General features: G+C 62.6%; 8 protein-coding genes. 4 read left to right on the forward strand and 4 right to left on the reverse strand.

Features of this window, described 5'->3' with window-relative positions:
* Nucleotides 1-101 precede the first annotated feature (101 nt).
* A complete protein-coding gene (radA, locus tag J5X93_RS03575) occupies nucleotides 102-1,469 on the forward strand; it encodes a DNA repair protein RadA (RefSeq protein ID WP_043208425.1) in 1,368 nt (455 codons plus the stop codon).
* 122 nt (nucleotides 1,470-1,591) lie between these two features.
* On the opposite strand, the gene J5X93_RS03580 is transcribed toward radA, so the two are convergent.
* Together J5X93_RS03580 and J5X93_RS03585 are read right to left on the reverse strand one after the other, a co-directional pair.
* Complete coding sequence (locus J5X93_RS03580) at nucleotides 1,592-3,109, reverse strand: nucleobase:cation symporter-2 family protein (protein ID WP_043208427.1); 1,518 nt, start codon at nucleotides 3,107-3,109, stop codon at nucleotides 1,592-1,594.
* A gap of 261 nt (nucleotides 3,110-3,370) precedes the next feature.
* Nucleotides 3,371-3,736 (reverse strand): PilZ domain-containing protein, encoded by a 366-nt coding sequence (locus J5X93_RS03585; protein ID WP_043208430.1) that lies wholly within the window; start codon nucleotides 3,734-3,736, stop codon nucleotides 3,371-3,373.
* A gap of 169 nt (nucleotides 3,737-3,905) precedes the next feature.
* On the opposite strand from J5X93_RS03585, the gene J5X93_RS03590 reads away from it, so the two are divergent.
* From J5X93_RS03590 to yjiA, 3 genes are all read left to right on the forward strand, one after another.
* Entirely contained in the window at nucleotides 3,906-5,972 is a 2,067-nt protein-coding gene (locus J5X93_RS03590; protein WP_043208433.1) for a carbon starvation CstA family protein, read from the forward strand.
* Nucleotides 5,973-5,990: 18 nt separating this feature from the next.
* Entirely contained in the window at nucleotides 5,991-6,188 is a 198-nt protein-coding gene (locus J5X93_RS03595) for a YbdD/YjiX family protein (RefSeq protein ID WP_008094130.1), read from the forward strand.
* Between the two features lie 192 nt (nucleotides 6,189-6,380).
* A complete protein-coding gene (gene yjiA / locus J5X93_RS03600) occupies nucleotides 6,381-7,358 on the forward strand; it encodes a GTPase (RefSeq protein WP_250034437.1) in 978 nt (325 codons plus the stop codon).
* Nucleotides 7,359-7,467: 109 nt separating this feature from the next.
* Here yjiA and glyA read toward each other — a convergent pair whose 3' ends face one another.
* Nucleotides 7,468-8,721 carry a serine hydroxymethyltransferase gene (gene glyA / locus J5X93_RS03605; protein WP_043208438.1) on the reverse strand — a complete coding sequence of 418 codons (1,254 nt, stop codon included), beginning with the start codon at nucleotides 8,719-8,721 and terminating at the stop codon, nucleotides 7,468-7,470.
* Nucleotides 8,722-8,947: 226 nt separating this feature from the next.
* On the reverse strand, nucleotides 8,948-12,772 hold the full coding sequence (locus J5X93_RS03610) for a sensor domain-containing protein (RefSeq protein WP_090345317.1): 3,825 nt from the start codon (nucleotides 12,770-12,772) through the stop codon (nucleotides 8,948-8,950).
* Nucleotides 12,773-12,908: the final 136 nt, after the last annotated feature.

The raw sequence follows: 12,908 nt of genomic DNA on the forward strand, positions 1-12,908 counted from the left end.
TTACAGACTTCGCTTAGAGCGAATAGTTTTGTCGCCTCCCGGCGCATTCGAGACACGTCCGGCTCGGCTATCATGGCGATTTTTTCCAGGAGACTGAGCCCATGGCCAAGGCCAAGCGCTTGTATGGCTGCACTGAGTGCGGCGCAACCTTTCCCAAATGGGCTGGCCAATGCGGCGAATGCGGGGCCTGGAACACACTGGTCGAGACCATGATCGAAAGCGGTGGCGCCGCAGCCCCGGCCGGGCGTACCGGCTGGGCCGGGCAGCAGGCGCAGATCAAGACCCTGGCCGAAGTCAGCGTCGAGGAGATCCCACGCTTCACCACCAGCAGCACCGAGCTTGACCGAGTGCTGGGCGGGGGCCTGGTGGATGGCTCGGTAGTGCTCATCGGCGGCGATCCGGGCATCGGCAAGTCGACCATCCTTCTGCAGACCCTGTGCAACATCGCCACCCGCATGCCGGCCCTGTACGTCACCGGGGAGGAATCCCAGCAGCAGGTAGCCATGCGTTCGCGTCGCCTGGGGTTGCCCCAGGAGCAGCTCAAGGTGATGACCGAGACTTGTATCGAGACGATCATCGCCACCGCACGGGTGGAAAAACCCCGGGTCATGGTCATCGACTCGATCCAGACCATCTTCACCGAACAGTTGCAGTCAGCCCCCGGCGGCGTTGCCCAGGTGCGCGAAAGCACGGCCTTGCTGGTGCGCTATGCCAAGCAAAGCGGTACGGCAATCTTCCTGGTGGGCCATGTCACCAAGGAAGGCTCGCTCGCCGGCCCGAGGGTGCTGGAGCACATGGTCGATACCGTGCTGTATTTCGAGGGCGAATCCGATGGCCGACTGCGTCTGCTGCGGGCGGTGAAGAACCGCTTCGGCGCGGTCAACGAACTGGGCGTGTTCGGCATGACCGACCGTGGGCTCAAGGAGGTCTCCAACCCGTCGGCGATCTTCCTCAACCGCACCCAGGAGGAAGTTCCGGGCAGCGTGGTGATGGCGACCTGGGAGGGCACCCGGCCGATGCTGGTGGAAGTCCAGGCGCTGGTGGACGACAGCCACCTGGCCAACCCACGGCGGGTCACCCTGGGCCTGGACCAGAACCGCCTGGCCATGTTGCTGGCGGTCCTGCATCGACACGGCGGGATTCCCACCCATGACCAGGACGTGTTCCTCAACGTAGTGGGTGGGGTGAAGGTGCTGGAGACGGCTTCTGACCTGGCGTTGCTCGCGGCAGTGATGTCCAGCCTGCGCAACCGCCCGCTGGCCCATGGGCTGCTGGTGTTCGGCGAGATCGGCCTGTCTGGCGAAGTGCGTCCGGTACCCAGCGGCCAAGAGCGCCTCAAGGAGGCGGCCAAGCATGGCTTCAAGCGCGCCATCGTGCCCAAGGGCAATGCGCCGAAGGAGGCGCCGGCGGGCTTGCAGGTCATTGCCGTGACGCGCCTGGAGCAGGCGCTGGATGCATTGTTCGAGTGACATCGCGGCGGCCCTATCGCGGGTTTACCCGCGAAGAGCACACCGCGACATCGGGCCTGTTCGCAAAGAAAAAGGGGAGCCGACGATGCGCATCGGCTCCCCTCGACCACCTCGGCGGGCGATCAGTGCTCGGCTAACGCTTTGCGCCGGGGCGCCTCGTTGCCATGTTCATCGAGCTCCATCACAGGCACTTCGTTGCCGTCGGCGTCGAACAGCTTACCGTCTTTAAAGTAGTCGCCATCACGCAGGCAGGAGATGTCAGAGTACTGGATGGTGCGTTCGTAAGCGGCGGCGAATACCGACTGCTGGTCCGAGTTGCCGGTCTTGAGGTGGTTGAACAGCAGGTTCAGCAAGATCGCCATGATCGCCGCGGAGCTGATGCCGGAGTGGAAGATGGTTTCGAACCAGCTCGGGAAGTTGTGGTAGAAGGTCGGCGCAGCGATCGGGATCATGCCGAAGCCCAGGGAGGCAGCGACGATGATCAGGTTGACGTTGTTCTTGTAGCTGACTGTCGACAGGGTGCGGATGCCGCTGGCTGCCACGGTGCCGAACAATACGATGCCGGCGCCGCCCAGGACTGGGGTCGGTACCGCAGCGATGATGCGGCCCATGATTGGCAGCAGGCCCAATATCACCAGGATGACGCCACCGGTAGCCACCACATAGCGGCTCTTGACCCCGGTCACGGCTACCAGGCCGACGTTCTGGGCGAAGGCGCTCTGGGTGAAGGAGCCGAAGATAGGCGCCAGGATGCTCGAGGCCATGTCGGCGCGCAGGCCATTGCCCAGACGCTTGGAGTCGACCTTGGTGTCGATGATCTCACCCACGGCGAGGATGTCTGCCGAGGTTTCCACCAGGGTCACCATGATCACGATGCACATCGACAGGATCGCGGCGATGTGGAAGGTCGGCATGCCGAAGTGGAACGGGGTGGGGAAGGCGAAGATCGGACCTTCGGTGACTTTGCTGAAGTCGGTCATGCCCAGCGACCAGGCAATCAGGGTGCCGATGACCATGGCCAGCAGGATCGACAGGCGCGAGATGGTCGCGCTGCCCAGCTTGCTCAGCACCAGGACGATGGCGAAGGTCAGTGCTGCCAAGCCGATGTTGGCCACGCTGCCGAACTCCGGCGAGGCACTGTTGCCGCCCATGACCCAGCGTGCGGCGACGGGCATCAGGGTCAGGCCGATGGTGGTGATGACGATGCCGGTCACCAGCGGAGGGAAGAACTTGGTGATGCGCGAGAACACCGGCGTGATCAGGAAGCCGATGAACGACGCCGCCATGACCGCACCGAGTACACCTGGAAGACCGCCGCCGTCCTGGCTGCTGAGAATGGCGCCCATGGTTGCCACGCCGGCGAACGAAACCCCTTGCACCAGCGGTAGCTGACAGCCGAAGAACGGCAGGCCCAGGGTCTGCAGCAAGGTCGCCAGACCGCCTGCGAATAACGATGCGGCGATCAGGATACCGATTTCCGCAGGTGCCAGGCCTGCGGCCTGTCCGAGAATCAGGGGTACGGCAACGATGCCCCCATACATGGTCAATACGTGTTGCAGACCATAAGCCAAGTTGGCACCAAGCCCGAGATTTTCGTCTTCGGGACGTTTGGTGGGAGACGTGCTAGGGGACGTAGTCATGGAGCAGGCTCACTTGTTTATTGTTGTGCCGCTACTGTAGACAATTCTTACAACCAAATACCATATGAATTGTATACAAGATTTTGATCGGAGCACGGACGCAGGTAACCGCCACGTGCGCTACAAGTGAATGCAGGTTGTGTTCCAAAGTGTCAGAGGCGGTGCTAGAGGGGTGTGTACATCCTGTCCACCAGCCGACAGAAAGCTGTCTGGGTAGACAGGAAACACATTGAGGCTAGAACGTTAGCAGGCTAAGAGATATCAATATTCGATGAGTTCGCGCAGCTCGCGCATCATTTCGGTGCCGTCGGCCACGTTCAGCTCCACAAGACGGTGCAAATGCGTCATCGAGTCGATATCGATATACAGGCAGACGAAGCCCAGGCGGGTGGGTTCTTCGTGGCGCAATTCGACCTGCATGCTCACGTGATTTTTCGGGTCGAGGTGGATGATGGCGTCGAAATCCTGGGTCAGATCCGCATCCCAGGGTTCTGGCCTTTCGATCAACAGGCCCTTCAGCGAGAGATCGAGCAGCTTTACCGGCCAGCGTTTGAGGCCCTGGCGCAGTTCGGTGGGGGCGTCGAAATCTATGCGCAGGAAACGGCGGCGTTCGTCGTGTTCGCTCATGGGGCAGGCCCTCCGGGGGTACTTCCTGACTATAGTTGATTGTGTATGTCCTACCGGTACCTGAATCGGGCCGCAAAGGCTCTAGACCAAAGCAAGTGTGGCAATGCGCGATGACACGCCCTAGACTCGATGGGCGGTCTTTTTCCAATCCACCAGCTGGAAGTAAACCATGAACAACAATAATAGCCTGCTACGCCACATTCCGTGGCTGGCGCTGGCAGTCATAGGAGCCTGCGCGCTGGGTGTGGTCGCCCTGCGTCGCGGCGAGGCGATCAACGCCTTGTGGATCGTGGTCGCGGCAGTGGCCATCTACCTGGTCGCCTATCGCTACTACAGCCTGTTCATCGCCACCAAGGTGATGCAACTCGATCCCCGTCGGGCCACACCGGCGGTGCTCAACAACGATGGCCTGGACTACGTCCCGACCAACAAACACATTCTCTTCGGTCACCACTTCGCGGCCATTGCCGGCGCAGGCCCCTTGGTCGGTCCGGTGCTTGCCGCGCAGATGGGCTACCTGCCCGGCACGCTCTGGCTGATTGCAGGCGTCGTGCTGGCAGGTGCGGTCCAGGACTTCATGATCCTGTTCCTGTCCACTCGCCGTAACGGCCGGTCCCTTGGGGACATGGTCCGTGAGGAAATGGGCCGCATCCCCGGCACCATCGCCCTGTTCGGCTGCTTCCTGATCATGATCATCATCCTTGCGGTGCTGGCGCTGATCGTGGTCAAGGCCCTGGCCGAGAGCCCATGGGGCATGTTCACGGTGATGGCGACCATCCCGATCGCGATGTTCATGGGCGTGTACATGCGCTACATCCGTCCGGGACGCATCGGCGAGATCTCGATCATCGGCGTGGTACTGCTCTTGCTGTCGATCTGGCTGGGGGGCCAGGTGGCGGCCGATCCGGTCTGGGGCCCGGCGTTCACCTTCACCGGCGTGCAGATCACCTGGATGCTGGTCGGTTATGGCTTCGTGGCTGCCGTGCTGCCGGTATGGCTGGTGCTGGCGCCGCGTGACTACCTGTCGACTTTCCTCAAGATCGGCACCATCGTGGGCCTGGCCATCGGTATCCTGATCATCGCGCCGGAACTGAAGATGCCGGCCCTGACCCAGTTCACCGACGGTACCGGCCCTGTCTGGAAGGGCACCCTGTTCCCGTTCCTGTTCATCACCATTGCCTGTGGCGCGGTGTCCGGCTTCCATGCGCTGATCTCTTCGGGGACTACACCCAAGCTGCTGGACAACGAAGTCAACGCTCGCTACATCGGCTACGGCGGCATGCTGATGGAGTCGTTCGTCGCCATCATGGCCATGGTCGCCGCCTCGGTGATCGAGCCGGGTGTGTACTTCGCCATGAACAGTCCGGCTGCGGTAGTCGGTGCCGACGTTGCGTCGGTCGCCCAGACCGTCAGCAGTTGGGGCTTCCTGATCACTCCCGAGCAGCTCGAGGCCACCGCCCGTGACATCGGCGAGCACACTGTCCTGGCCCGTGCCGGTGGTGCGCCGACCCTGGCGGTGGGGATCGCCCAGATCCTGCACCAGGTGTTGCCGGGCGATAACACCATGGCGTTCTGGTACCACTTCGCGATCCTGTTCGAGGCGCTGTTCATCCTCACCGCGGTGGACGCCGGTACCCGTGCCGGTCGCTTCATGCTGCAGGACCTGCTGGGCAGCTTCGTTCCAGCCCTCAAGCGTACCGACTCGTGGGGTGCCAACCTGGTGGGTACCGCAGGCTGCGTGGCCTTGTGGGGCTATCTGCTGTACCAAGGGGTGATCGATCCGCTCGGTGGTATCAACACCTTGTGGCCGCTGTTCGGCATTTCCAACCAGATGCTGGCCGGTATCGCCCTGATGCTCGGCACCGTGGTGCTGATCAAGATGAAGCGCCAGCAGTACGTCTGGGTCACCCTGCTGCCGGCGGCCTGGCTGCTGATCTGCACCACCGCCGCGGGCCTGATCAAGCTGTTCGATCCGAACCCGGCAGTGGGCTTCCTGGCCCTGGCCAACAAGTACAGCGTTGCGCTGGACGCAGGCCAGGTGCTGGCGCCGGCCAAGGACATTGGCCAGATGCAGCACGTGATCTACAACGCCTACACCAACGCGGGCCTGACCGTGTTGTTCCTGGTGGTGGTGTTCAGCGTGCTGATCTTCGCGATCAAGGTCGGCATCGCCGCCCTGGGCCGCAAGGAGCGCAGCGACAAGGAAACTCCGTTCCAGGCCTTGCCTGACGCGTAACCGAAGAGGAATGCAGTGATGTTCAACGACCTGGGGCGACTGGGTAAGTACCTAGGGCAGGCAGCCCGCCTGATGGTCGGCATGCCTGACTACGACAACTATGTCGAGCACATGCAGACCAAGCACCCGGACAAACCGGTGATGAGCTACGAGGCGTTCTTCCGTGAGCGTCAGGAGGCCCGTTACGGTGGCAAGTCCGGCCCCAAGTGCTGTTGACGCAACCCTTGGGAGGTCGGCTCCGGCCTCCCATTGAACATCACGCCCCTCATTGAGTAGCAGAACCTGTGGGAGCGGGTTTACCCGCGAAAACGTCGGTGAGTTCACTGGCGCATTCGCAGGCAAGCCCGCTCCCACAGGTTTATTGCTTGAGGCCTCGCGCAATTCTTATCAGCTTCAGGAGACGACCGCGTGCAAACGCCTATTCCCGTGACGGTGCTGACCGGCTTTCTCGGCGCCGGCAAGACCACCCTGCTCAAGCACATGCTCAAGGCCGAACATGGCATGAAGATCGCTGTGATCGAAAACGAGTTCAGTGAAGCAGGCATCGACAGCCAGCTGCTTGGTGACGAGCCGGTACAGGTCATGACCCTGGCCAACGGCTGCGTGTGCTGCACCATCCACACCGACCTGACCAAGGCTCTGTACTTGCTGCTTGAGCGCCTGGATGCCGGCGAGATCGCTTTCGACCGCCTGGTGATCGAATGCACGGGGCTGGCTGACCCGGCTCCGGTGGCGCAGACCTTCTTCATCGACGAAGACCTGCGCGAGCGCTACCTGCTGGACGGCATCATTACCCTGGTCGATGCCGCGCACGCCGAGGTGCACCTCACCCAGGCCATCGCGCAGGCCCAGGTCGGTTTCGCCGACCGCCTGCTGCTGAGCAAGACCGACCTGGTCGAGCCTGAGGGCGTGAAAGCTTTGGAGCAGCGCCTGTCCCGCATCAACGGCCGTGCCGCGGTCCGCGTGGTCGAGCATGGCCGCATCGATTTGGCCGAGTTGCTGGATGTGCGCGGCTTCAACCTCAATACCGACCTGGGCGCCAACCTAAAGCCCGCATTGCGCCCGGTGCTCAAGCCCGCGACCCCGGATCGTATTTCGACCCTCGTGCTGCGTACCGACACCCCGCTGGACATCGACCGCCTCAGCGACTTCATGAACGAGCTGCTGGAAAGCCATGGCAAGCAATTGCTGCGTTACAAAGGCGTGCTGAACATCGCCGGTGAGGACCGCCGTCTGGTGTTCCAGGGCGTGCTCAAGCTGTATGGCTTCGACTGGGACGCCGAGTGGGCCGAGGGCGAGAAGCGGGAAAGCGTGATAGTGTTCATTGCCGATGAGCTGCCGGAAGAGAAGATCCGGGCGGGGTTCGAGGCGTTGAGCCAAGGCTAGCAACTGAGCCCGCAACTGATCGCTGGGCAAGCCGAAAGCATCGCCCGTCTTACGCACAATGAAAAAGCCCGGCACAAGGCCGGGCTTTTTTACATCAGGCGATTGCCGATCAGTTGCCGTACACCGGCAGCTTCTTGCAGATGGCCTTGACCTTCTCGCGAACGGCGTCGATCACCGCTTCGTTGTTCAGGTCGGCGAGGATGTCGCAGATCCAGCCGGCCAGCTCGCGGCACTCAGCTTCCTTGAAGCCACGGGTGGTGACGGCTGGGGTGCCGAAACGCAGGCCCGAGGTGACGAACGGGGAGCGTGGGTCGTTCGGGACCGAGTTCTTGTTGACGGTGATGAAGGCCTTGCCCAGGGCGGCGTCGGCGTCCTTACCGGAGATGTCCTGCTTGATCAGCGACAGCAGGAACAGGTGGTTCTGGGTGCCGCCGGAAACGACGTCGAAGCCACGTTCGATGAACACGCTGGCCATGGCCTGGGCGTTCTTCACGACCTGCTGTTGGTAAGCCTTGAACTCAGGCTGCAGTGCCTCCTTGAAGCAGATCGCCTTGGCAGCGATGACGTGCTCCAGCGGGCCGCCCTGGGCGCCTGGGAAGACAGCCGAGTTGAGCTTCTTCTCGATTTCTTCGTTCTTGCGAGCGAGGATCAGGCCGCCGCGTGGACCGCGCAGGGTCTTGTGGGTGGTGGTGGTGACCACGTCAGCGAACGGAACAGGGTTCGGGTAGACGCCAGCGGCGACCAGGCCGGCAACGTGGGCCATGTCGACGAACAGGTAGGCACCGACCTTGTCGGCGATGGCGCGGAAGCGGGCGAAGTCCAGGACCTGCGAGTAGGCCGAGAAGCCCGCGACGATCATCTTCGGCTTGTGCTCGACCGCCAGGCGCTCGACTTCGTCGTAGTCGATCAGGCCGTTGCTGTCGATGCCGTACTGGATGGCGTTGTACAACTTGCCGGAGGAGCTCACGGCGGCGCCGTGGGTCAGGTGGCCACCGTGGGCCAGGCTCATGCCCAGGATGGTGTCACCGGCAGACAGCAGGGCCAGGTAGACGGCTGCGTTGGCCTGGGAGCCGGCGTGCGGCTGGACGTTGGCGTAGTCGGCGCCGAACAGCTGCTTGGCACGGTCGATGGCCAGTTGCTCGACGACGTCGACGTACTCGCAGCCACCGTAGTAGCGCTTGCCTGGATAGCCTTCGGCGTACTTGTTGGTCAGTACCGAGCCCTGGGCTTCCATGACGGCGGGGCTTGTGTAGTTTTCCGAAGCGATCAGCTCGATGTGCTCTTCCTGGCGCAGAGCTTCTTGCTGCATGGCTTCGAAGAGCTCGGCGTCGTACTTGGCAATGGTCAAATCACGGCTGAACATGGCGGTCCTCAAGGATCGGGCTGAATTGGGTGGGCATTCTAACCGATTGATTCGCCACTGGCATATGAAGTGGTGTCACGTAGCAGACCAATGGGGTTCATGTTGCAACCCGCGCCCTGACTGGGCTGCGCACCTGTGCAGGTTGACTCGAAAGTCCGGTTTTGCCTTCGGCTGGCCTGGGGCGGTCAAGCGACGCTTTTGTGGGTAAACCTGCGAACCGCCTCGCTCACTGGAACACGAACAACGTCTCGTGGCTGAACTGCGCCTCGAACTGGTGAGCTGGCATGGGGCGGCCGAACAGGTAGCCCTGCACTTCGTCGCAGTCGTGCTCACGCAGGAACTCCAACTGCTCGTGAGTCTCGACCCCCTCGGCGATGACCGCCAGGTTCAAGCTGTGGGCCATGGCGATGATCGCCCGGGCGATCTGGGCGTCCTGCTCGCCTTCCGGCAGGCCATCGACGAACGTGCGGTCGATCTTCAGCACGTCGATGGGGAACTGCTTCAGGTAGTTGAGCGACGAATAGCCGGTGCCGAAGTCGTCGACCGCGATGCTCAGGCCGAGGTTCTTCAGGCTGTCGAGAATCTGCATGGCCTCGCTGACCTCGCGCATCAGGATACTTTCGGTCAGTTCCAGCTCCAGGCATGCCGGGGGCAGTCCGGTCTCCTCGAGGATGGTGGCGATGCGCGTACCCAACTGGCCATCGGAGAACTGCCGCGCCGAGATGTTCACCGACACCTTCGGCACCCGCAGCTTGGCTTTGTGCCAAGCCTTGAGCTGGCGGCTGGCTTCTCGCAGCACCCAGTCGCCGACGTCCACCACCAGGCCCAGCTCCTCGATGACCGGAATGAAGTCGCCCGGTGGAACCAGGCCTCGGCGCGGGTGACGCCAGCGCAGCAAGGCCTCGGCTCCGGTCAGGCGTTTGCCGTCTCCGCTGAATTGCGGCTGGTAGTAGAGGATGAACTCGTTCTGCTCCAGGGCATGGCGCAGATCGCTTTCCAGCTCCAGGCGCTCCAGGGCGCTGGCGTTCATGTCTGCCTGGTAGAACTGGAAGTTGTTCTTGCCGCGCTCCTTGGCGTGGTACATCGCGGTGTCGGCGTTCTTCATCAACTGGCTCAGTTCACCGCCATCCTGCGGGCTGAGGGCGATGCCGATACTGGCAGTGACGAAGAACTCGCGGTTTTCCAGGACGAACGGGCGCACCAGGCTGCCGAGGATGTTCTCGGCCACGTGAATAGCGCGGTTCAGGGCCATCTCGCGGCTGGCCTTGGGTTGCAGTAGCAGCGTGAACTCATCGCCGCCCATGCGCGCAACGGTATCGTCATCGTCGACGCAAGCCAGCAGGCGCTGGGCCATGTCCTTGAGCATGCGATCGCCCGCGGCGTGGCCGAGGGAGTCGTTGATCGGCTTGAAACGGTCCAGGTCCAGGAACATCAACACCACCCAGGACTTGTGGCGCTCGGCCTGTTGCAACGCGGTGAACAGGCGATCCTGGAACAGGGTCCGGTTGGGCAGGTGGGTCAGGGCATCGTAGTAGGCCAGGCGGTGGATGCGCTGTTCACTGGCCTTGCGCTCGCTGATGTCGGTGAAGAAGCACACATAGCTGGCCAGGTCGCCCTCGTCGTCGAGCACGGCGGTAATGCCGACCCAGGCCGGGTAGTGCTCGCCGTTGCGACGCTTGAGCCAGACTTCGCCTTCCCAGCTACCGCGCTGATGCAGTTGCTTGACCACATAGCGCAGGTGCGCCTCTTGCTGGGCGTCGACCGTGAGCATGCCGGGCAGTTGATCGAGCACCTCGCTGACCGCATAGCCGCTGACCCGGCTGAATGCTTCGTTGGCTTGCACGATGTAGCCGGCAGGGTCGGTGATGAGGATGGCCGAGGTGGAATGCTCGAATACCGTCGCGGCCATGCGCAGGTCTTTTTCGGCGCGGCGCTGCTGGCTGATGTCACGCCCGACACCGAGCACACCTTCGAAGTGTTCGTGCTCGTCCCAGACCAGCACCAGGCGCAGCTCGATGGGAATCTTGCGGCCATCGGCGCGCAGACAGTCGAACAGGAACAACTGAGTGGGCAGCTGGCTGCGCAGTTGGGCGAGCTGCTCGCTGTCGTGCAATGCCTTGCTGACCCGCTCGAGCAGGGTGTAGACGCCCGTGAGTTGGGCCGGGTTGGCGACGATCGATTGCCAGCCGTGCTCGAAGATCCAGTCGGCCTGATAGCCCAGCACCGCCTGCACCGACGGGCTGACATAGTTCAGTTGCAACTGGCTGTCGGTGGAGAAGATCACATCGCTGATGCTTTCTGCCAGCATGCGGTAGCGCTGCTCGCTGTCGCGCAGCGATTCACTGGCTTCGATCTGCACCGTGACGTCCTTGCCCACCCCGATGATGCGTGTCACTTGGCCATTGGCCTCGCGGGTCAGGACCTGCTCGCGGATTTCGTAGCAGCGCCAGCCGCCGTCACGGTGGCGGAAGCGCAGTTGGCAATGCAGGGTCTGGCCGTGACCGGTCTCACGCTGCTGCTGGCGTAGCGTTTCGTAGTGTTCGGCATCCTCCGGATGCAGCAGCAGTTCCCAGAAGCGGTCCCCCATCTGTGCAAGTTCTGCGCGGTCGTAGCCCAGGGTCTGGCCGAGGTGGCGATTGCTGAAGATGATCCGTTGGCTATGCACATCCTGCACGTACAACTGGTCGGGAACGGTGCGCACCACGTCCGACCAAAAGCTCTCACGTTCGAGCAGGGACAGCTCGACCTGTTTGCGGCGGGTGATGTCGCTGATGCTCAGGATCACTGCCTGGTAGTCCCGGCGCTGCTGAGGCAGGCGGGCCATCAGCCAAAGGTGCAACTCGCCACTGGTGGACGTGGGCAGGCGCACTTCCAGTTCCAGCAGGCTGCGTTGTTCGATCAGCGCATCGATCAGTTGCATGCCGACGCTTTCACGGCCATCGCCGCTACCGTCGATCAGGCGCTGCCAGGCCCCCTCGTGGCAATGCACGTTGAGCAGCTGGCGTGCGACTTCGTTGATTTCGGTGATCTTCAGCTCTTGCAGCAGCGAGCGGCGCAAATTGGCATCCAGGGCCAGGCTCTGCTTGAGGGCGGCATGGTTGCGCAGGTGGTAACGGTCGAGCTGACCAGGCAGGCTGGACAGATCGAGCACGCACAATGCCACGCCAGTGCCTTCGAAGATTTCCTGGTAGCGACGGCGGTCCTCTTGCAGCGCCCGATGGCGGCGACGCATGTTGATCAGGGCCAGCACCGGCAGCAGGGCGCAGAACAGCACCAGCAAGCACTTTCCGATCAGGGGAGGGAGCAGATCGGCACGTGCCTGCTCGGCGTCGAACAGACCGCGCAGTTGCCAGGCACTGTTGTCGATGAAGGCCAGCATCACGCTTTGTAGCGGCTCGCTAGGCGGCGGTACTGCTCCGTGCCGCTCCAGAACCGTGCCGCTGCGGCTGTTTTCCAGCAGCCACAGGAGGTGGCTCGTGCCGTTTAGGTGTTCGGACAGTTGCTGGTAGTAGCGAGGGGCGAGCCGCAACAACCAGTAGCCGCGGTCGTCTGGCTGGCGCAGCAGCAGGTAGATCTGGTTATTGTCTGCAGTGTTGCTGAAGAAGTACGGGCGGCCTTGACTCAATTGCAGCAGCTCGTCAATCGATTGACGGTCCGGGCTGCCGACCAGACTGTCGGCCACCACCCTGCCGCTGTCGTCCAGCCAGGCCAGCTGTTGCAGGTTGGGAAGCCGGTCACGAACCGCGTGCAGCACCGAAGGCAATGCCGACGGTGTCGGGGCGTTGACGTAAGGTTGCAGAATGTTCCCGGCCTGTTCGGCCTTCAGGGCCATGCTCAGGCTCAAGTGATCGGCTAGCTGGGCGCTCGCTGCCAAGCTCTGGCGGTGCAGGTCGTTTTGGGTATGGCGGTATTGCGAGAACAGTTGCCACAGGAGCAACGCCAGCAGGACCAGGGCCAACAAGGCCAGGGCGCCTTTGAGCGAGCCACGCGGATTGCCAGCCGAGGCAGCTTCAGCAGGGCGCAGGGAGGGCGGTTGAGTGAGATTGGTCAAGCGTTGATCCTGCGATTGGGCTGGCGATGGCAGGGGCTGAACATGCATGGGGCGTGCCTGGGCATATCGCCGGGCGCACTATTATAGAGTGGCGCATCAAGCCGACTAGCATGCCTTGAATTATGGCAAAGTGCCA

Source organism: Pseudomonas sp. BYT-1 (assembly GCF_023611805.1).
In the GTDB taxonomy this organism is placed as follows: Bacteria; Pseudomonadota; Gammaproteobacteria; order Pseudomonadales; family Pseudomonadaceae; genus Aquipseudomonas; species Aquipseudomonas guariconensis.